General features: G+C 70.1%; 17 protein-coding genes. 12 read left to right on the top strand and 5 right to left on the bottom strand.

Annotated features, from left to right (window positions below; genetic code table 11):
• Window positions 1-217: 217 nt before the first annotated feature.
• Window positions 218-847 carry a DUF1918 domain-containing protein gene (locus F4554_RS28750; RefSeq protein WP_179790743.1) on the top strand — a complete coding sequence of 210 codons (630 nt, stop codon included), beginning with the start codon at window positions 218-220 and terminating at the stop codon, window positions 845-847.
• Here the strand turns inward: F4554_RS28750 and F4554_RS28745 are convergent.
• Complete coding sequence (locus tag F4554_RS28745; RefSeq protein ID WP_179790742.1) at window positions 832-1779, bottom strand: AraC family transcriptional regulator; 948 nt, start codon at window positions 1777-1779, stop codon at window positions 832-834. The two genes, F4554_RS28750 and F4554_RS28745, sit on opposite strands and share 16 nt — an antisense overlap.
• A 289-nt stretch (window positions 1780-2068) precedes the next feature.
• On the opposite strand from F4554_RS28745, the gene F4554_RS28740 reads away from it, so the two are divergent.
• From F4554_RS28740 to F4554_RS28710, 7 genes are all read left to right on the top strand, one after another.
• Window positions 2069-2932, top strand: coding sequence for an ABC transporter permease (locus F4554_RS28740; protein ID WP_179790740.1), 864 nt, complete (start codon window positions 2069-2071; stop codon window positions 2930-2932).
• Window positions 2932-3822 carry a carbohydrate ABC transporter permease gene (locus F4554_RS28735; RefSeq protein WP_179790738.1) on the top strand — a complete coding sequence of 297 codons (891 nt, stop codon included), beginning with the start codon at window positions 2932-2934 and terminating at the stop codon, window positions 3820-3822. Before F4554_RS28740 ends, F4554_RS28735 begins: the two co-directional genes overlap by 1 nt.
• A gap of 39 nt (window positions 3823-3861) precedes the next feature.
• Complete coding sequence (locus F4554_RS28730) at window positions 3862-5589, top strand: extracellular solute-binding protein (protein WP_179790736.1); 1728 nt, start codon at window positions 3862-3864, stop codon at window positions 5587-5589.
• Window positions 5586-7766 carry a heparinase II/III domain-containing protein gene (locus F4554_RS33870; RefSeq protein ID WP_179790734.1) on the top strand — a complete coding sequence of 727 codons (2181 nt, stop codon included), beginning with the start codon at window positions 5586-5588 and terminating at the stop codon, window positions 7764-7766. Before F4554_RS28730 ends, F4554_RS33870 begins: the two co-directional genes overlap by 4 nt.
• A gap of 123 nt (window positions 7767-7889) precedes the next feature.
• Complete coding sequence (locus F4554_RS28720; RefSeq protein ID WP_179790732.1) at window positions 7890-10031, top strand: ABC transporter substrate-binding protein; 2142 nt, start codon at window positions 7890-7892, stop codon at window positions 10029-10031.
• A gap of 341 nt (window positions 10032-10372) precedes the next feature.
• On the top strand, window positions 10373-10918 hold the full coding sequence (locus F4554_RS28715; protein WP_238341431.1) for a hemerythrin domain-containing protein: 546 nt from the start codon (window positions 10373-10375) through the stop codon (window positions 10916-10918).
• 76 nt (window positions 10919-10994) lie between these two features.
• Complete coding sequence (locus F4554_RS28710; protein WP_179790730.1) at window positions 10995-11576, top strand: ribonuclease FAU-1 family protein; 582 nt, start codon at window positions 10995-10997, stop codon at window positions 11574-11576.
• Here the strand turns inward: F4554_RS28710 and F4554_RS28705 are convergent.
• Complete coding sequence (locus tag F4554_RS28705) at window positions 11569-11961, bottom strand: DUF2237 family protein (RefSeq protein ID WP_179790729.1); 393 nt, start codon at window positions 11959-11961, stop codon at window positions 11569-11571. The two genes, F4554_RS28710 and F4554_RS28705, sit on opposite strands and share 8 nt — an antisense overlap.
• 77 nt (window positions 11962-12038) lie before the next feature.
• Window positions 12039-12602, bottom strand: a complete 564-nt coding sequence (locus F4554_RS28700; RefSeq protein ID WP_179790727.1) for a GNAT family N-acetyltransferase — start codon at window positions 12600-12602, stop codon at window positions 12039-12041.
• Window positions 12603-12709: 107 nt separating this feature from the next.
• On the opposite strand from F4554_RS28700, the gene F4554_RS28695 reads away from it, so the two are divergent.
• The gene (locus tag F4554_RS28695) at window positions 12710-13240 is read left to right on the top strand and encodes an RDD family protein (RefSeq protein WP_179790725.1); all 531 of its coding nucleotides are present in this window, start codon (window positions 12710-12712) and stop codon (window positions 13238-13240) included.
• A gap of 28 nt (window positions 13241-13268) precedes the next feature.
• Here the strand turns inward: F4554_RS28695 and F4554_RS28690 are convergent, their stop codons facing one another.
• Both F4554_RS28690 and F4554_RS28685 read right to left on the bottom strand, forming a co-directional pair.
• Complete coding sequence (locus tag F4554_RS28690) at window positions 13269-14489, bottom strand: RNA polymerase sigma factor (protein ID WP_179791837.1); 1221 nt, start codon at window positions 14487-14489, stop codon at window positions 13269-13271.
• A gap of 141 nt (window positions 14490-14630) precedes the next feature.
• Window positions 14631-15056, bottom strand: a complete 426-nt coding sequence (locus F4554_RS28685; RefSeq protein WP_179790723.1) for a YciI family protein — start codon at window positions 15054-15056, stop codon at window positions 14631-14633.
• A gap of 237 nt (window positions 15057-15293) precedes the next feature.
• On the opposite strand from F4554_RS28685, the gene F4554_RS28680 reads away from it, so the two are divergent.
• The 3 genes from F4554_RS28680 (at window position 15294) to F4554_RS28670 (ending at window position 19581) form a co-directional block, all read left to right on the top strand.
• Window positions 15294-15809: an SRPBCC family protein gene (locus tag F4554_RS28680; RefSeq protein ID WP_179790722.1), complete on the top strand. Its 516-nt coding sequence runs from the start codon at window positions 15294-15296 to the stop codon at window positions 15807-15809.
• A gap of 62 nt (window positions 15810-15871) precedes the next feature.
• On the top strand, window positions 15872-17692 hold the full coding sequence (locus tag F4554_RS28675; RefSeq protein ID WP_179790720.1) for an ABC transporter ATP-binding protein: 1821 nt from the start codon (window positions 15872-15874) through the stop codon (window positions 17690-17692).
• A complete protein-coding gene (locus tag F4554_RS28670) occupies window positions 17689-19581 on the top strand; it encodes an ABC transporter ATP-binding protein (protein WP_202889498.1) in 1893 nt (630 codons plus the stop codon). The genes F4554_RS28675 and F4554_RS28670 overlap by 4 nt, the downstream gene beginning before the upstream one ends.
• Window positions 19582-19587: the final 6 nt, after the last annotated feature.

Genomic DNA, 19587 nt, shown 5'->3' with positions numbered 1-19587 from the left:
GTTCGCCGATCCGGCGGGCCGTCAGCGTGCGGTTTCCTACGGGGTGGCCGTCGCCGACGGGCATCAGTGCCGTCACCCGGCCCACTGCGGCGATGCGCGGGGACCATCGGCCCTTGGTGCCCGGACCGGTCGGTGGACAGGGTGCAGTCAGCACCCGAGACGTCTGTGCCGCCGGCGGGAGCCTCGGCGCGCACCCGGAGCGGAAAGCGAGGCTGCCATGCACGCGATAATCGGTGACCGGATCATCGTGCAGGCGGAGGTGACCGACCGGCCCAACCGGCTCGGCACGGTACGCGAGGTGCTGGGAACGAAGGACGCCGAGCACTATCGCGTGGACTGGGACGACGGCCACGAGTCCCTCCTCTACCCGGGCCCGGACACCCGGGTGGTGCCCCGGCAGCGAGCCGGGGAGGAACCGCTCGCGACAGCACCCGGACCGGTGCGTCCCGAGGATCCGGTCGAACGGATCATGGGGGCGCCGGTCGTCAACGTCGACGCGCACGACTCGCTGCGCGTCACCGCGGTCTCCCTCGCCGACGCCGCGGTGGGAGCGCTGGTGGTGATGGACCAGGGCTCGCCGCTGGGGATGATCTCCGAACGCGACGTCGTGCACGCCCTCGCCGCCGACGCCGACCCGGAGGAGGTGCAGGCGCACAACCTGGTGGGCGCCACCACCGTGTGGGCCAGCCCCACCGACAGCATCACCCGGGTCGCGGCGCTGATGCGTGACGGCGAGATACGCCACATCCCGCTGCGCCGGGAGGAGACGGTCGTCGGTGTCGCCTCGATCCGCGACGTGCTGCGCGTACTGCTGGCCTACGCCGGCGAGACTCACCGCTTCGGTTGACCCACCGGGCCTTCCGAGCTCGGCGAGACGAGACACCGCGAACGATAGTCGGTCGGGCTCAGGCCAGACAGCGCGCGGAACCTGCGGGCGAAGTAGTTCGGGTCCGGCCAGCCGACGGCGGCACCCACCTGAGCCACCTGCAGCGTCGTACCCGCCAGGAGCACCGAGGCGCGTTCGATCCGCAGCCGGGCCAGGTAGCTGATCGGCGGCTGGCCGAGGTGGTGCCGGAACAACCTGGACAGGTACGCCGGATCCAGGTTGACCAGACCGGCCAGCCGCTCGACCGTCCAGGGGTACTCGGGCTCGTTGTCCAGGGCCCGCACGACAGCGTCGACCACAGCCGGCCGGGGCTCCGGTGCCGGCCGGGCCGGTGCGGGCGTACCCACCAGGTGGCCGAGTACGGTCAGCAACCTGGCCATGAGCAACACGCGGTTGACATCCCCGTGCAACGCCTCGGTCAGCCGGCCGATCTCGCCGAACGCAAGCGTGGCCGCTTCCGGCGCGACGCGCGTGCTCAGCACACCCTTGCGGCCGGCCGCCGCGGGTGCGGTCCACAGGAGTTCGCGAAGCTCGGGAACGACGTGCAGGAAGCTCAGGTCGGCCACCCGGTCCGACGTACCGACACAACAGTTGGCCACCTGCAGCTCGCGGCAGTCGGTGAAGCCGTGCCAGGCGCCGGGTCGCAACACCAGTACGTCACCCACCTGCACCGACGCGGACCCGGTGGCCGTGCGGTGCCTGCCTGAACCCTCACCGACCACGGCGATCTCGAGGAAGTCGTGGGCGTGGTCCTCGAGGTCGCCGTCGAGGCGTACGACGCTGGCGAACAACGGCATCGGGCCCGGACCGAACACGTCGTGCTGGCGATAGGTGGCCGGTAAGACGGCCACGGAGGAGGCCGGCGACTGGGCCGGTGACCGACGCCGCACCATGTCAGGATCGTACTAACAGCGGTCGGCTACGGCCTAGTCGAGACCGCATCCCGCCTTCATCCTTGTGGGGCATCGCCTACGGAGCTTGTGCGTCCGGGTCGGGGGACTGGCGCCAGTTCCGCAACGGCGCAACCTGCGAGGGTCTGTGGGGGTGATGACGTCGACGACGACAACGACGTCCAGCAAACCGAGTGCACCCGCCGTCCGGGGTTCCTCGCCGCGACGTGCCCGGCCTACCGGGGACGGCACGAGGCTGGGGCTCGCGCACCGGATGTGGCGCGAACGATGGATGTACGTGCTCATCGCGCCGGGGCTGCTGTACTTCGTGGTGTTCCGCTACCTGCCGCTGCTCGGCAACATCGCCGCCTGGCAGGACTACTCGCCGTTCCTGGGGTTCCGGCGTAGTCCGTGGGTGGGCTGGGCGAACTTCGCGCAGATCTTCAGCGATCCCGAGCTGCTGAACGCGTTGCGCAACACGCTGCTGCTCAGTGGCCTGCAGATCGTCTTCGCGTTCCCGGCCCCGCTGGCGCTGGCGCTGTTGCTCAACAGTGTGATCAGCGTGCGGGTACGCCGGTGGATCCAGACGGTCGTCTACCTGCCGCACTTCATCGGCTGGGTGATCGTCGTCTCCATCTGGAACCAGATGCTCGGGCCGACCGGTGTGCTCAACCACGTGCTCAAGCTGTTCGGCCTGCAGGCCGCGGACATCATCGGCAACCCCGACGCCTTCGCCGTCCTGGTGACCGCCCAGGTCATCTGGAAGGAGGTCGGCTGGGGGACGATCATCTTCCTCGCCGCGATGCTGGCGATCCCGCAGGAGTTGTACGAGTCCGCGGCACTGGACCGGGCCGGACCATGGCGCCGGATCTGGCACGTGACCCTGCCGGGCATCGCGTCGGTGATCATCCTGCTGCTCATTCTCCGGCTGGGCAGCGTGCTGTCGGTGGGCTTCGAGCAGATCCTGCTGCAGCAGCCCGCGGTCGGTGCCGACGCCGCGCAGACGCTGGACACGTTCGTCTACTTCCGCGGCATCAACGGCGGCGACTGGGGTCTTGCCACCGCGGCCGGGCTGGTCAAGGGCCTCGTCGGCACCGTGCTGGTCCTGGGCGCCAACCGGGCGGCCAAGAAGATGGGTGGGGAGGGCGTCTTCTGATGGCGACGCGTCCGATCTGGCAGGAACGCCCGAGCGCGTTCGTCACGGCGCTCAAGGTGCTCGTGCTGGCGTTCACCGTCGTGGTGACGCTGTATCCGTTCATCTACGTGATCGCGGTCAGCATGTCCAACCCGAAGGTCTACACACCAGGCGACCTGCTGTTGTGGCCGAAGGGCTTCACCACGGCGGCGTACCAGTTGATCCTGGCCGGGCAGACCGTCCCGCGTGCGCTGGTGGTGAGCATCTGCGTCACCACCGTCGGAACGCTGGTCAGCATGTTCTGCACCGTCACGATGGCGTACGGGTTGAGTCGTACCAGCCGGGTGCCGGGCGCGCGGCCGATCCTGTTGCTGGTGTTGTTCACCATGCTGTTCTCGGCCGGCATCATCCCGAGCTACCTCGTCGTGCGCGGCGTGGGCCTGCTGGACAACTACCTCGCACTGATCGTTCCCGGCGCCATCAGCGCGTTCAACCTGGTGGTGATCCGCAACTTCTTCATGAACATCCCCGAGGAGCTGTACGACGCCGCCCGCATCGACGGTGCCGGTGAGCTGCAGATCCTGTGGCGGGTGGTGCTGCCGCTGTCCAAGGCGGTGCTCGCGGTGATCGCACTCTTCTACGGCGTGGGTTACTGGAACTCCTTCTTCGAGGCGATGCTCTACCTCAACGAGCCGCGGATGTGGCCGATCCAGTTGATCCTGCGCCAGTACGTGCTGCAGGCCGAGCCGCTCGGCGACGCGGCGATTCGCGAGCAGACGCAGGTCCACCTCACGCCGGAGACGATCCAGATGACTGTGCTGGTGCTCGCGACCGTCCCGATCCTGTTGGTCTACCCGTTCCTGCAGCGGTTCTTCACCAAGGGCGTCCTCACCGGAGCCATCAAGGGTTGAGGCCCGAACACCAGTGGCCGACGCCAGAAGGAGACAACCATGACCAGCGAACTCGACCGTGCGCTTCGCCGCCGGGACCTGCTGCTGCTCGGCGCCGGCGCGTTGGGCGGCGCCGTCCTGAGCGGGTGTTCGAGCGCGGGCACCGGGACGGGCACGAGTGGCTCCGGCGGCTCGGGCGGTTCCGGTGGCTCGGGCGGGGGTGAACCGTTGCCGGTGACCGTTGCCAGGAAGGCGATTCCGGGTGCTCACCTGTCCGCCGACCCGGCCATTCCGCCGGCGTTCGAGAAGCTTCCCCGGCCCGGTTACCGCTCGGTGCCGAAGACGCCGGGCAGCGGCGGTGACGTCACCAGCTTCACGATCACCTGGGGAGCACCGCCGACCCCGCTGGAGCAGAACGTCTGGCACCAGGCGGTCAACAAGGTGCTCGGTGTCAACCTGAAGACGACGATCGTCCCGGCGCAGAGCTACGGCGAGAAGCTGGTGACCACGATCGCCAGCGGCAACCTGCCCGACATCGTGACCAACGAGCCGAGCTACCGCGGCCGGGCGGCCCGAAAGTTCCTTCCCCAGGGCGTGTTCTACGACCTGCGGGAGTTCCTCGGCGGCGACAAGGTGAAGAAGTACGCCAACCTGGCGCTGGTTCCGCAGTACGCCTGGAAGAACTCCCGCATCAGCGGTGCGGTGTACGGCGTGCCCTGCTACCGCCCGCAGGCGATCGGCGGCACGGTCACCTACCGCCAGGACTGGGCCGAGAAGGGCGGCATGCCCGACAAGCCCACCAACCTCGACGAGCTCTTCGCCTGGCTGAAGGCGATGAAGACCGGCGGCGGGCCGAACACCTACCCCATCGCCACCATCGACGTCGCGTTCAGCTTCTGCGGTCTGCAGGTCTACCGCGCGCCTGTCAACTGGCGCCTGCACAAGGACGGCAGCCTCACCAAGGACCTGGAGACGGAGGAGTACGAGCACGCGCTGGCCTTCGCGAACAAGCTGTGGAAGGCGGGCCTGATCCACCCGAACGTGCTCACCCTGACGCCCAACCCCGCGCAGTACCACGGCTACTGGAGTGCCGGCCGGGTGGCGATCCTCAACATCAACGGGCCCGAACAGTACTACGGCGTCAACGGCGCCCGCCGGGAGATCCTGCAGCGCGACCCGAAGGCACGCACCGACGTGCTGGTGCCGCCCGGTTTCGACGGCGGCCACGGGATCGTCCCGGCGGACCTCGGCTACTACGGCATGCTGAGCATTCCGACGTCGGTGAAGGACAAGGGCCGGGTCGAGGAGTTGCTGCGGGTCATCGACTACCTCGCGGCGCCGCTGGGCAGCCGGGAGTGGTTCCTCACCCACATGGGGGTCGAGGGCCACCAGTGGAAGTACGACGCGAACGGCGTCCCGGTGGCCTCGACCGACCCGAAGGTGGGCGCGGAGAGCTTCCTCAGCCTGATGGCGATTCCCGGTGTCGGCTACTACTTCCCGAACGCTCCCGGTGATGCGGTGAAGGCGCAGCAGTTGGTGGAGGAGATGTCGAAGGCGTTCGCCCAGGACCCCACCGCGGGCATCGACTCCGCGACGTACTTCACCAAGGGGGACGCCCTGACCGCGCTGGTGCAGGACTACACCAACGGCATCATCACCGGGCGACGGCCGATGAGTTCGCTGGCGGAGATGCGCAAGCGGTGGCGCTCCGGTGGCGGCGACCAGATCAGGTCCGAACTGGAGAAGGGGCTGGCCGCGGAGAAGGCCGCACGGAAGGGAAGCTCGTGAGCCATCCGTTACGGACCGGGCAGGAGTACGACCGGCTGCGGGCGCGCAGCCGGGACCTGGAGTTCGCCCCGGCCTGGACCCATCTGCTGGCACGCGCGGACGAGGCCGTCAAGGCGGGCTTGCGGCCGGCCGACGTGGGCGCCGGCTGGGGACACGCGTACTACTGCCCGGACCACGTGGTGCTGCTGGACTTCGACCCCGCCCGCCCACACGAACACCGTTGCCCGGTGGACGGAGCCACCTGGCGGGGTGAGTCGTTCGACGGCGGCTGGCGTTCGGTGCTGAACGGCCACATCCTGAACGGCCTGTCCACGTGCGCACTGGTGTGGCAGGCGACCGGGCAGGAGCGCTACCGCGACCATGTGGCCGACCTGCTGCTGGACTACGCGGATCGCTACCCGAAGCTCCCGCCGCACGGGCAGCACGTCGGCCACGGCCGGGTCACCGGTCAGTCCCTGGAGGAGGCGGTGTGGGGCATCGGGATCGCCTACGCCTACGACGGCGTACGCGACTCCCTCGGTGCCGTCGACCGGGAGCGGATCGAGACCGACCTGCTGCACAACATCGGCTCCCACGTCACCGACCAGCTGCTGCACAAGATCCACAACATCGAGTGCTGGCACCTCGCCTCGTTGACCACGCTCGGCGTGCAGCTGGGCGAGAAGTCCCTCCTGGACAGGGCGTTCGCCCACCCGCACGGCCTGGCCGAACAGCTCCGGGAGGGCATCCTGGACGACGGCTGGTGGGCGGAGGGCTCGCCGTCGTACCACTTCTACATGCTGTCCAGCATCCTGGTGGCCGCGCTCGCGCTGCGCCATGTCAACCCGGGCTTTCTCGACTCGCCGCGACTGCGCTCGACGTTCGTCGCACCGCTCACCATGCTGCGCGCCGACCTGAGCCTGCCCGCGCTGAACGACGGCTGGATCAGCATCGCACTGCCGCTCGGTGTCGGCGGGTACGCCGCGCACTACGAGCAGGCGTACGGACTGTGGAACGACCCGGCGGACGCGGCGTTCCTGCGCACGGTCTACGACCGTGGCGTGCCCCGGCTGTCGGAGACGGCACTGCTGATGGGCCCGGAGTTGCGCGCGGCCGGCGCCGCGCCCCCTCGGCCGCGGCGGGCGATTCATCCGGCCAGCGGGTACGCGGTGCTGTCGGACGGCGAAGGCCGTGCCGAACGCGGCCTGCTCGTCAAGTACGGCCTGCACGGCGGCGGCCACGGTCACCCGGACAAGCTGATGCTGGACCTGCACGCGTTCGGTGTCCGGCTCGCACCCGATCCCGGCTCACCGGCGTACAACTCACCGCTGCAGGGCCCGTGGTTCCGGCAGACGCTCGCACACAACACCGTGGTGATCGGTGAGGTGTCGCAGCCGGAGGCGCAGGGCCGGTTGCTCGCCCACACCGCGCCGGCGCTCGACCACCCCGGCGTGGTCGACGCGGCGGTCTCCTGGCCGGTCGACCCGGACGCCGATCGCGGTCCCCAGGGTTCGTGGCTGCGTGAGCCCCGGCGGGTGCACGTTCCCGCCTACGCGGGTGCGTCGATCCGCCGGTGCGTGCTGTGGAAGTCGGCACCGCGCGGCTACTTCCTGGACGTCGTGCTCGTCGCGACTGCGGGCGAGGAGCCGGTGGACCTGGCCTGGCATCACCGGGGCACGCTGGTCGTGCCGGACCCCGCGGACCTGACCGGCGACCTCGGCATGCCTGACTGGCCGCCGGGCGGCGAGGCGTACCAGTTCCTCGAGGACGTACGCCGACTGCCCGCCGAACCCGGTTGGGAGGTGGCCTGGGAGGTGGACGGCGCCGGCACCCGGATGTGGGGCCTGGACCCCGACGGGGCGACCGTTCTGGTGGCGACCTCGCCGTCGAACCCGCCGGCCGAACGCCAGGCGACGCTGCTGCGCCGGTCGTGCGGGCCGCGGACGAGCTACGCGGCGGTGGTCGAGCCGATCGACGGAGACGCCGGAGCCGGCGTGGTGCGGGCGGTCTCCTGGGCTACGAACGAACTCGCGGCCGGCGGCCCGTTGCGCCTCGACGTCGTACTCGCCGAGGACCGCGTGGACCGGTGGTCGGTGTCGTTCGGCGGACGTGGTGACGGGGCGTCGGAGGCTGTGGTCGAGCAGCACACGGACGGCGACGTGACCACCTACACCTGTGTGCTCCCCGAAACCTGGTGACGGTTGGCGGCGCCGTGAGCGACACCGAAGCGCGACGGCGGAATCCGGACGTCCGGAACCGGCCTGGACCCGGCGGGACGGCCCGCGTGCGACCTAACGTGAGCGCGAACTGATTGGGGTCGCATGAGCAGTGAGCACGCGCACCACCCGTCCCGGCTCAGCCGCCGGGCCTTCCTCCATGGTTCCGCCGTCGCCGCCGGTGCGGCGATGCTCGCCGCGTGCTCGGGTGGGGACGCCACCCCGGCCGCGAACGGCGGGCCGGCCAAATCCGCCGCCACCGGCAAGGGGTCGAGTACGAAGGCGCTGCCGACGCCGAAGAGCTTCTCCGAGTCACCGCTGCTGGCCAAGCAGGTGAAGGCGGGATCGCTGCCGAAGGTGGGCGACCGGCTGCCGGCGAACCCGTACGTGCTGCCGCACAACTGGTTGCGGCGCGGCAAGTACGGCGGCAACCTTCGCCTCATCGTCGACGACACCGCCAGCAGTGTGGTCAAGGAATACATGTACGGCCACTCGCCGCTGCGGTGGCTGAACGACGCCCTCGACGTGGGCCCAGGGCTGGCGGAAAGCTGGGACACCAACGCCGACCAGACCGAGTGGACCCTGCACCTGCGCAAGGGGCTGCGCTGGTCCGACGGCGAACCCTGCACCGCCGCAGACATCATGTTCTGGTGGAAGGACATGGTGCTCGACGAGCGTCATCCGGAGGTGGCGCCGGCCGAACTCATCGCTGCCGACCACAAGGTCGCGGAGCTGTCCGCGCCCGACGACCTCACCGTGCGGATCAAGTTCAGCACCTCCGCGCCGCTCACCGCCGCGTACATCGCCAACTGGGTGAAGAACGGCAACGGCCCGACGTGGATCGTGCCGAAGCACTACCTGGTGAAGTACCACCCCGCCTACACCGGCGGGCTCGGCGAGAAGTGGGTCGACACCTTCGAGTCCAAGCGGAACTTCGGGATCAACCCGGACTGCCCGACCATGACCGGATGGCGGCTGAAGTCCTACCGCGAGGGCCGCACCATGGTGTGGGAACGCAACCCGTACTACTGGTGTGTCACCCCCGACGGTGACCAGCTTCCCTACGTGGACACGCTGACGTTCACCGCCGTCGCGGACCCCCAGGTCACCAAGCTGCGCATCCAGAACGGTGACACCGACTACGTCCACGGCACGTTCGCGAACATCTCTCTCGCGGACGTGTCCGGTCTGAAGCAGGCCGCGAAGAAGAGCAAGCTGAACGTCCTGCTCTGGGACAGCGGCTCGGGCTGCGGCTCGCTGTTCTTCTTCAACCTCAACTACAAGGACCCGGCGATCCGCAAGGTCCTCAACGAGCCGAAGTTCCGGCAGGCGCTCTCCCTCGGCGTGGACCGGGCCGAGGTGCAGAAGGCCGTGTTCTTCAACACCGGTTACAAGACCACCGGCACCTACAGCCTGAAGGCCTCGGACTGCCTGGCCGACCCGGAAGGCAAGAAGACGTTCGAGGCCTGGCGGGACAGCTACTCCGCCCACGACGTGGAGAAGGCCAAGAAGCTGCTGGACGAGATCGGAGTCGTGGACCGCGACGGGGATGGGCTGCGCGACCTCCCCGACGGGGGACGCTTCCGGCTGCGGCTGGACCAGGCGGCCGACGTCACCGGCGACGGCGACAAGATGGGCAGCCTGCTGCAGAAGTACTGGAAGGCGCTCGGGCTGGACGTCATGCGCAACCCCGTCCCGCCGGCGCAGTGGAGCGTGAAGTGGCAGGCCGGTGAGCTGATGGCCTACACGGCCTGGATGAACCCCGCGATGCCTGTGCACGAGTGCCTGGTCAGCCCGGAACTCCTGGTCCCGGTGGGCAACGGGCTGAGCGCCGCGTTCTGGGCGCCCCTCTACGCGAACTACGACATGATCCGCAACACGCCCGAGGAGAAGAAGGTCGCGAACGCCGACCCGTACAAACGCAACCCGCCGAGCGAGAAGCCCCCAGCCGACCACCCGGTGACCCGGCTGTGGGAGATCTACGACAAGGCGCGGGTGGAGACCGACGCACTGAAGCGGTTCGCGGGCGTCTGGGACATGATCAAGATCCACATCTCCCACGGGCCGTTCTACATGGGCGTGGTCGGCAACTATCCGTGTGTGGAGCTCGCCCACCAGGAGCTCGGAAACGTACCCGCGCGGGAGAACCTCAAGCTGAACGGCCTGATCGCGCCGTGGCAGCACCCCACGCCCGCGGCGTACGACCCGGAGGCCTTCTACTGGACGAACCCGGCCGCACACACGTGAGCGGCGGCACGCGGGCAGTGACCGACCTGGTTCGGTCACTGCCCGCGTGTGATCGCGTGGCCGCGGGGTACGTCCTCCGCAGGTGACCACGCTCAGCAGGTGACCACCGCGGCCGTGCGGTTACGCCGCGATCGGCCGGGTAGGACGACCTCCACGCTCCATGCACGAGTCGAGCACGGCCTGTGCACGATCTGCGTACGGAAGGTGCGCTGTCGAAGACCGCCGGCTCGCAGGACCGTCGGCTACTGAGCGACAAGCGACCAACCAGGAACCATGGTGGAATGGCGAACGCGGCCCAACCACCGCGCAGAGTGACGAGAAGCATCGGGGAGGAATTACTGATGGCGGATGTCGTCGACCTGATCATGGCAGACCATCGCGAGGTCGAGCGGTTGTTCGACGTTCTGCAGAACGAGCCTGACAAGCGGGCGTTGACACTGCCCGAGCTGTCGGCTCTGTTCGTGGCGCACTCCCGGGCCGAGGAGGCCGAGGTCTACCCCGTGGCTCGCAAGGAGGCCGCGGAGACCGACGAGGTGGCGCACAGCCAGGAAGAGCATGCCGAGGCAGAGGAACTCCTCGCCCGTCTGAAGGCCACCGACCCCGACGACGCAAGCTTCGAGTCGAAGCTGACCGAGTTCGTCGAGGCGGTGCAGCACCACGTGGACGAGGAGGAGAGCCAGGTTCTTCCCGGGCTCCGCGACCGGCTCGACGACGCGCGCCGAGACGAGCTCGGCAAGGCGTTCGCGGCGAGCCGGGAGAAGCACATCGGCGAGCAGCCCGGTCAGGAGACCAAGGAGGAACTGCTCGTCCAGGCGCGCAACGCGGGCATCGAGGGCGCGGCCGGCATGTCCAAGGAGGAGCTGACCCAGGCTCTGAAGTCGCAGTAGTCCGGTCGGCTTCGCGTGGCCGGCCGTCCGGCCGGTCACGTGGCCGGGGTGACCATCGACGAAGGGGACGCACCGGATGCGGCTGGGCTGTTTCGAGCGCGACTGCCGGGCCGCCCGCAAGCTGAAGTTTCCGGACCGGATCAACGCGTCGTGGACCGAGCGTGTACTCGGCCGGGACGAGCACGGCGACTGGGCGGTGCTCCCGGCCGGATGGCCGGTCCGGCGGGCCAGCGGCACGATCCTGCGGTACGCCACCGACCAGGTCTTCTGCTATCCGTACGACGGCTGGTGGGTGGCGCGGATGGGCACGCCACCGGTCAGCTTCCGTGCCTACTGCGCCGACGGATCGGTGCGGACCTTCGACGACGTCGAGCCGGACCGCGCGGACATCTCGACACCCGCGGAGGCCACCGCCGGCGGTATCTCCTTCGTCGACCTGACCCTCGACGTCGTCCGTGACCGCGATGGCATGGTGACCGTCCTCGACGAGGACGAGGTGGCCGCCGAGGTCGCGCGATACTCGGTCCCGGCCGGGCACGTGGAGGCCGCACGGCGTTCGTGTGCCGAGGTGGCGGAGCTGATGCGGGCCGGTGGCCCGCCGTTCGACGGCTCCGCGCTGCGCTGGCTGGCGCACGCGGCCGGTCGCTCGCTCAGGTGAGCGACCGGATGTCGGGTGGCACGTCGACGGCGTGCTTGCGAAGCGTCTCCAGCGGAATGACCTGCGTGGCCTGGACGTTCGTCGCCTCCAGCACCACCGGCGGAGCCACCCCGGCCTCCAGCGCCTGCAGCCAGCGCGCGGCCACCACGCACCAACGGTCGCCGGGACGAAGGCCGGGAAAGTGGAACTCCGGCCTCGGCGTGGCCAGGTCGTTGCCGAGCTCGCGTTGCTGGGCGAGGAACTCCTGCGTGACCACCGCGCACACTGTGTGGCTGCCGAGATCGTCCGGCCCCGTGCTGCACGTGCCGTCGCGGTAGAAGCCGGTCACCGGGTCGGTACCGCAGGGGGCGAGCTCACCGCCGAGCACGTTCCGGTCGTCGTTCATCCGGCACAGCCTGCCATGTCACCGCCGAAGACGCGCGTCACGGCTGTCCGCACGCGGTCGAGTCGTGAGCGGTTCCGTTACGGGGCAGACGTCTGGGGCAGCGGCCGGGCGAAGAAGAGCGCGATCTCCCGGGGCCCGCTGGGCGGGTCGCCGTAGAGTTCCAGGTCGAGGCCGCAGGGCTGGAATCCCAGCGCTCGGTAGGCGCGGATCCCGGGCACGTTCAGGTGTGAGGTCTCCAGCCACAGGCAGTGCCCCTGCTCGCGGATCAGCGGATCCTCGTCGATCTGCTCCAGCAGCGCACGTGCCACGCCTCGGCCGCGGTGGGCGGAGTCGACGTAGAGGTGGTAGAGCTCGACCCGGTGGTTCCACCGGGAGAACCGGACGGCGGCGAAACCGACCACTGTCCCCGGAGAGCTGACCTCGGTGGTCTCGGCGACCCAGGCCGCGTCCCACCGGCCGTGGTCGGTCTGCTCGTCCAGGTCGAGCGGGAAGACCTTCGTGAGCGGCTCGGTCCGCACCGCGGTCAGCTCGAAGCCGTCGTCGGTACGTGAGACCCGCATGGCCTCGTCTGTGCGGAACGAACGGTCGATCGCGGCAACCGCATCCGTGTCCGCGGTCTTGTCGAATGGCCGGACAGTCACCGCAGGATTCATCGTCGTCCATCCGTCCTCGCCGAGACGCCGAGCTACTCGGCGTGCGGGGTATCGTGCCAGGACACACCTGGACGAACCAACGGGGGGCGGAGCCGATGGGTGAGTCGACGGCGTGGCGGCGGGTGGCGGCGACGGCGCTCGACTATGCCGTGATCCTCGGATACGTCGGCATCCTCGTCGGGGTCGGGTTCACTGCCCGGGCACTCGGCGTCGCTCCGGAGGTGTCCGGCGTCAGCGGCCGGGTGCTCGCCCAACTCGCGGCGAGCCTGCTGCTGAGTGTGCCGGTGACGACGTGGCTGGCGGTGCAGGAGGCCCGCCGGGGCGCCACGGTCGGCAAGCGAATGCTCGCGGTGGAGGTACGCCGTACGCCGGACGGACGCGTCGGCTTCCCTCGCGCGGCGGCGCGCAACGCTCTGAAAGTCCTGCTGCCATGGGAACTTGCGCACACCGCAATCTGGGACCTGACGCTCCGGATCGGATCGCCGGTCGTCGACGCGGTGTTGCTCGGTGCTGTGTACGTGCTTGCCGCGGCCTATGTGGTCGGTGTTTTCTGGCGTTCGGGGCGCACGCCCTACGACCGGCTGGCAGGGACGACGGTGGTCCGCTGTCACTCCCGCGCAAGGTGAGGTTGACGCGGATTCCGCTTGTGGACGTTCAGCCGACGGCACAGTCGGCGGCACGGCTCAGGAGAAGTGCGCGCTCACGTTCGTTACGGGTGAGGGAAGCCGCGCGTTCGAACTCCGCCCGAGCCTCCTCCCGCCGGTCCAGCTTCACCAGCAGGTCACCGCGTACCGACGGCAACAGGTGATACTCCGCCAGCGCTCCTTCGTCGACCAGCGCGTCCACCAGGGCGAGCCCGTCCGCCGGGCCCCGGGCCATCCCCACCGCGACCGCGCGGTTGAGCTCGACCACCGGCGAGGAGAGCATCGCGGCGAGTACGCCGTACAGTCCGACGATCCGGGCCCAGTCGGTCTCCTCCGGCGTACGGGCACGCGCGTGGCAGGCGGCGATCGCGGCCTGGACGACGTACGGCCCGGCTGGTTGTCCCAGCGAGTCGGCCCGCTCCAGCGCGGCCAGTCCCCGGCGGATGAGCAAATGGTCCCAGCGCCCACGGTCCTGGTCGAGCAGCAGCACGGGCTGCCCGGACGCGTCCACGCGCGCGTTCGCCCGCGACGCCTGGATCTCCATCAGCGCGACCAGTCCGTGCACCTCGGCCTCGCCCGGGGCGAGCGCGGCCAGGATCCGCCCCAGTCGCAACGCCTCCTCGCACAGCGCCGGACGCAGCCAGTCGTCACCGGCGGTCGCCGCGTACCCCTCGTTGAAGATCAGGTAGATCACCTCGAGCACCGACGACAGCCGGGCCGCGCGGTCGGCGCCCTCGGGGATCTCGAACGGCACACCGGACTGCGCGAGCGTGCGTTTCGCCCGCACGACGCGCTGGGCGATCGTGGATTCGGGTACGAGGAAGGCGCGGGCGATCTCGTCCGTACGCAGGCCGCCGATCACCCGCAACGTCATCGCCAGCCGGGCATCGGTGGACAGCACCGGATGGCAGGCGACGAAGATCAGCCGGAGCAGGTCGTCCTCGATGTGGTCGTCGAGGGCAGCGGCCACCTCGGCGGCGTGGTCGACCTGCTCGACGTCGAGGTCGCGGGCGATCTCGGCGTACTTCTGGTCGCGCCGCTCCTCCCGCCGCAACCGGTCGATCCCGCGCCGCTTGGCGATGGTCATCAGCCACGCGGCCGGCTTCGGGGGCACCCCCTCGGTGGGCCACTGCTCCAGGGCGGCGACCAGCGCCTCCTGGGCGAGCTCCTCGGCGAGGCCGACGTCGCGCACGATCCGGGCCAGCCCGGCGATCAGTCTGGCGGACTCCATCCGCCAGACCGTCTCTATCGCCCGGTGGGCATCCTGGTGGACGTCCCGGTGGGCCTCCGGATGACCGGCCGGGCCGCCGGCGAGCTGGGATTCTGCCCTCACGGCCCCAATCAGACCATGCCGGCCGCCCGGCCGGTGGGACTACTGCCGCTGGGAGGTCTGCGCGCGCAGCCGCTCGTCGCGCTCCCGGGCCTCGGGCGTGTACGCCTCGCCGAAGTCGTCCGCCTCGAACACCGGGCGGATCTCGATCTCGGACTCGCCGAGCATCGGGTTGGGGCACCGCTTCACCCACTCGACCGCCTCGTCCATCGAACGAACCTGCCACAGCCAGTAGCCGGCGACGAGTTCCTTCGTCTCCGCGAACGGTCCGTCGATCACCGACCGTTCCTTGCCGGAGAAGCGCACCCGGACCCCCTTGGAACTGGGGTGCAGGCCGTCGCCGGCGAGCATGATCCCGGCCTTGACCAGTTCCTCGTTGTACTTCCCCATCTCGGTGAGCAACTGCTCCTCCGGCATCACGCTGGCCTCGGAGTCGGCGTCTGCCTTCACCAGAACCATCACCCGCATGTCGATCTCCCTGTCTGCTTGTCCGTGTCTTGTCGGTCACTGGGCCTCGACCCACCTTCCAACCACACTTCGAACGGCCGGGGACCGGTTCGACACGGTGCCCGAACCTTTTTCTCCAGGACTTCCTGCCGGACTTCCCGTCGGGCCTCCCACCGGACACGCCGTCGGAGGAGGTAGCGCTTATTTAAGTTGGGTCTTATAGTCGGGGACTTCGACCACCACGGCGAAGGAGCGTCCATGACCGACACACATCCCGGCCTCGGCCGGGTGGTCCCCGAAGGTGATTCGGAGGGGACGGGAGTACGCCTGGAGTTCCGCCGGACCTACCCGGATCCGGTCGAGGAGGTGTGGGCGGTCGTCACCGAGTCCGACCGTTCGGCTCGCTGGATCGGCACCTGGACCGGACGTCCGGGCGTCGGGTCGACCGTGGAGTTCACCATGACCGGAGAGGACGGCGCGGGGCCGGAGCCGGTGCGGATTCTGGAGTGCGAGCCGCCGCGCCGGCTGGTGGTCGACTGGTCCGTACCGGGCCAGCCTCGGTGGCGGGTGGAGGTCACACTCGGTCCGGACGAAACCGGGGGCACCGGCACCAGCCTGCGCTTCGTCCATCGGCTGGCGCCGGGCGACGACGTAAAGGACGTGGCGGCCGGCTGGCACTACTACCTCGACCGGCTGGCCGCCGCGCTGGACGGCCGCCCGGGACCGGAGTGGGACGACGTCGTGGCGGAGCTCACCCAGCTGTACGCGCGGTAGGGGAGCCTCCCGGCGTAAACCAATTGCCGCGCGGCGGTCCGCCTCGTAGCGTCGAGGCGATCATGTCTGCTTCTCCCTCCCCCCGTCGTGTCGTCCTGCGCCTGCTGTGGCCCGGGCGGCGAGCCGCGTTCGCCCTGGCCGCGGTGATTCTGGTCGCCACCTTGCTGCCGCTGCTGGCGCCGCAGCTCACCCGCAGGTTCGTCGACGACGCGATCGCCGGCGCCGGCACCGGTCAGCTCACGTTCCTGGCGGTGGGATACCTCGGACTCGCGGTGTTCGGCCAGCTCGCCCGGATGCTGACCGCCTGGCTGGCCAGCCGGCTCGCCTGGGACGGCACCAACCGGCTGCGCGAACGCCTCGCCGAGCACGCCCTCGGCCTGGACATGGCCTACCACGGCAAGCGCACGCCGGGGGAGATGATCGAGCGGGTCGACGGTGACGTGGTGGCGCTGGCCGACTTCGTGGTGGCGTTCCTGCTCGACGTCGTCGCCAGCCTGCTGCTCCTGGTCGGTGTGCTGGTCGTGGTGCTCAACGTGGACCTGCGCATCGGTGCCGTCCTGCTGGCGTACTGCGTCCTCATCGGCTGGTTCATGGTGCGTGCGCAGCGGGTCGCGGTGCCCGCGATGACCCGCGTACGCGAGAAGTTCGCGGCGTTGTTCGGCGCCGTGGAGGAGCGGCTGGCGGCGGCTGAGGACATCCGGGCCAACGGCGCGGGAGAGCACGTGGTCCGGCGGTTCCACCGCACCAGCGCCGACGTCTACCGCGCCGAGCTGCGCGCCGAACGCGTCGGCGGCGGGCTGTTCGCCGTCACCAACCTCGCGTTCGCCGTCGGCACCGCGCTGGTGCTGGGACTCGCGGCCTGGGTCCAGCAGTCGGGCACACTGACGGTGGGTACGGCCGTGCTGCTGTTCCAGTACACCCAGATGGTGCGGTCGCCGTTCGAGCGGATCATCGACCAGCTGCAGCAGTACCAGAAGGCGCTGGCGGGCGTGGCCCGGATCGGTGGCCTGCTCGCCGAGGAACGCACGCTTCCCGAACCCGCCGACCCCACGCCGCTGCCCGCGACCGGGCCCCTGCGCCTGGAGCTGACCGGCGTGCACTTCGCCTACGCCGACGACGACGAGCCGGTGCTCACCGATGTCAACCTCGAGTTGGCGCCAGGAGAGACGCTCGGCCTGGTGGGGCGTACCGGCAGTGGAAAGACCACGATCGCCCGGATGGTGCTGCGGTTGTACGACCCGACCCGGGGGAGTGTCCGGCTCGGCGGCGTCGACCTGCGCGACACCGACCTCGCCTCGGTGCACCGCCGGATCTGCGTGGTCACCCAGGACGTCCAGCTGTTCGCGGCCAGCGTGCGCGACAACCTGATGATGTTCCGTCAGGACGCCGACGACGACCTGCTGCGGGAGGTTGTCACCGAGGTCGGGCTGGGCGACTGGCTGGCGTCCCTGCCCGACGGTCTGGACACCGTGCTCGGTGCCCAGGGCGGTGGCGTGTCCGCCGGTGAGGCGCAGCTGCTGGCGTTCGCGCGGGCGTTCCTGTCCGACCCGGGACTGGTCGTCCTGGACGAGGCGTCAAGCCGGCTCGACCCGGCCACCGAGCACCACATCGAGGGTGCGATCGACCGGCTGCTGTCCGACCGTACGGCCGTACTCATCGCCCACCGGTTGTCCTCCCTGGCCCGGGTGGACAAGATCGCCGTCGTCGAGGACGGCCGGGTGGTGGAGTACGGCCGGCGTGAGGTGCTGGCCGCCGACCCGGACAGCAGGTTCGCGCACCTGCTGGCCGCGGCAGGGTTGGGTCAGCCCAGGAATCAGCCCAGGAATCAGCCCAGGAATCAGCACCGGCCGGACCACGAAGCGATGAGTGGAGTACGCCGATGAGCGCCCCGACCCAGACGTCCGCCGGACCGCACGGAACGCGGCCGCCGGTGAGCTGGCGTTCCGGCGTACTCCTCGTCATGCGCCGGCTGGTGGGGTTCGACCTGCGGCGCTACGTCGTGGGCGGTCTGCTGTGGTCGCTGTTCTTCGTCGTACCCCTGCTCACCGGCCTGGTCCTGAAGGGGCTGTTCGACCAGATCAGCGGCCACAGCGCCGCCGGTCTGGACACCGCACTGTGGCTGTGCGCGGCGTTCGTCGCGGCGGAGGCGGCCCGCGGCGGGGTGTTCTGGTTCGCGGTGAACATCTGGCCGTACTGGTGGATCGGCGCGGGAACGATGCTGCGGTCCAACGTGCTGCGGTCCATCCTCAGCGCACGCGGACCGGCGGCCAGCCGGCTGCCGCACTCCTCCGGTGAGGCCGTGTCCCGCTTCCGGGACGACGTCGAGGACCTCGTGATCGCCACCGACAACGGCGTGGACCTGATCGGCGCGGTGCTGTTCGGCATCGGCGCGTTCGCCATCATGACCTCGATCGACCCGGTGATCACGGTCGTCCTGGTGCTGCCGCTGACGGTCGTGGTGGTCCTCATCCGTGTGCTCAGCGAGGTGATCCGGCGCATCCACGCCCGGGCCCGCGAGCTGGGTGCTGCGGTGACGGCGTTCGTGGGGGAGACGTTCGCGGGCGTGCTGGCCATCAAGACCGCCGGTGCGGAGAACGCCGTCCTGGATCGGCTGCGGGCGCACAACCGGCGGCGCCGGCAGGCTGCCGTCAAGGACCGGTTGGCGATGGACATGCTGGACACGGTCACCGGCGCGACGGTCGAGGTGAGCATCGGCCTGGTGCTGTTGCTGGCGGCGCCGGCGATGCGGCGCGGCGACTTCACCGTCGGCGACCTGGCGTTGTTCACCAGCTACGTCGGCTGGCTGACGATGCTGCCGCGCATCCTCGGCCGGATGCTCTACCGCATTCCCCAGGGCGCGGTCGCCACCGAGCGGCTCACCCGGCTGATGGCCGACCACGAGACCGCGGACGACCTTGCCCGGCACTCGTCGGTGTGGTTCCACGAGGAACCGCCGCCGGTGCTCACCGAGGCACCGGACCGGGCCGGGGCGCCCGACCGGCTGCGTACGCTCGAGGTGCGCGACCTGACCGTACGCCACCACGACGGCGGCCGCGGGGTCACCGGCGTCGACCTGCGGGTCGAACGCGGATCCTTCACCGTCGTCACCGGCGCCGTCGGCGCGGGCAAGACGACGCTGGTCCGGGCGATGCTCGGCCTGCTGCCGACCACCTCCGGCACGGTGCGCTGGAACGACGAGCCGGTGGACGACCCGGGCACGTTCCTGGTGCCCGGGCGGGTCGCCTACGCCGGACAGGTGCCGCGGCTGTTCTCGGAGTCGCTGCGGGAGAACCTCCTGCTGGGCTGGCCCGCCGACGGCGACACCCTCGCCGACGCCATGCGGCTGGCCGCGCTGGAGCGTGACCTCGCCGAGATGCCCGAGGGCCTGGAGACGGTGGTCGGACCGCGCGGCGTACGGCTGTCCGGCGGCCAGGTGCAGCGGGCGACGGCGGCCCGTGCGCTCGTACGCAATCCCGACCTGCTGGTGGTCGACGACCTGTCGTCCGCGCTGGACGTGGAGACCGAGCACCTGCTGTGGGACCGGATCGCCGACGCCGCCAAGGAAGGGCGCGGACCGGAGACGGTGCTGGTGGTGTCCCACCGGCGGGCGGCGCTGCAACGAGCCGACCAGGTGCTGGTGCTCGACCGCGGCCGGGTCGTCGGGAGCGGACCGCTGCCGCACCTGCTGGCGACGTGCCCGGAGATGCGCCGGCTGTGGGCGGAGGAACTGGTGGTGGAGGCCGAGGAGGACCCGGACGCCGCGACGGTGTGACCGGCG

The organism is Actinopolymorpha rutila (assembly GCF_013407855.1).
In the GTDB taxonomy this organism is placed as follows: domain Bacteria; phylum Actinomycetota; class Actinomycetes; order Propionibacteriales; family Actinopolymorphaceae; genus Actinopolymorpha; species Actinopolymorpha rutila.
This window is presented reverse-complemented; position numbering and strand designations above follow the sequence as displayed.

Excerpts from the sequence above, each read along its gene's own strand:
- F4554_RS28705 (WP_179790729.1), bottom strand. The coding sequence starts at position 11,961 with ATGAACGACGACCGGAACGTGCTCGGCGGTGAGCTCGCCCCCTGCGGT.
- F4554_RS28670 (WP_202889498.1), top strand. The coding sequence starts at position 17,689 with ATGAGCGCCCCGACCCAGACGTCCGCCGGACCGCACGGAACGCGGCCG.
- F4554_RS28730 (WP_179790736.1), top strand. The coding sequence starts at position 3,862 with ATGACCAGCGAACTCGACCGTGCGCTTCGCCGCCGGGACCTGCTGCTG.
- F4554_RS28735 (WP_179790738.1), top strand. The coding sequence starts at position 2,932 with ATGGCGACGCGTCCGATCTGGCAGGAACGCCCGAGCGCGTTCGTCACG.
- F4554_RS28690 (WP_179791837.1), bottom strand. The coding sequence starts at position 14,489 with ATGGAGTCCGCCAGACTGATCGCCGGGCTGGCCCGGATCGTGCGCGAC.
- F4554_RS28710 (WP_179790730.1), top strand. The coding sequence starts at position 10,995 with ATGCGGCTGGGCTGTTTCGAGCGCGACTGCCGGGCCGCCCGCAAGCTG.
- F4554_RS28680 (WP_179790722.1), top strand. The coding sequence starts at position 15,294 with ATGACCGACACACATCCCGGCCTCGGCCGGGTGGTCCCCGAAGGTGAT.
- F4554_RS28740 (WP_179790740.1), top strand. The coding sequence starts at position 2,069 with ATGTACGTGCTCATCGCGCCGGGGCTGCTGTACTTCGTGGTGTTCCGC.
- F4554_RS28695 (WP_179790725.1), top strand. The coding sequence starts at position 12,710 with ATGGGTGAGTCGACGGCGTGGCGGCGGGTGGCGGCGACGGCGCTCGAC.
- F4554_RS28685 (WP_179790723.1), bottom strand. The coding sequence starts at position 15,056 with ATGCGGGTGATGGTTCTGGTGAAGGCAGACGCCGACTCCGAGGCCAGC.
- F4554_RS28675 (WP_179790720.1), top strand. The coding sequence starts at position 15,872 with ATGTCTGCTTCTCCCTCCCCCCGTCGTGTCGTCCTGCGCCTGCTGTGG.
- F4554_RS28715 (WP_238341431.1), top strand. The coding sequence starts at position 10,373 with ATGGCGGATGTCGTCGACCTGATCATGGCAGACCATCGCGAGGTCGAG.
- F4554_RS28745 (WP_179790742.1), bottom strand. The coding sequence starts at position 1,779 with ATGGTGCGGCGTCGGTCACCGGCCCAGTCGCCGGCCTCCTCCGTGGCC.
- F4554_RS28750 (WP_179790743.1), top strand. The coding sequence starts at position 218 with ATGCACGCGATAATCGGTGACCGGATCATCGTGCAGGCGGAGGTGACC.
- F4554_RS28720 (WP_179790732.1), top strand. The coding sequence starts at position 7,890 with ATGAGCAGTGAGCACGCGCACCACCCGTCCCGGCTCAGCCGCCGGGCC.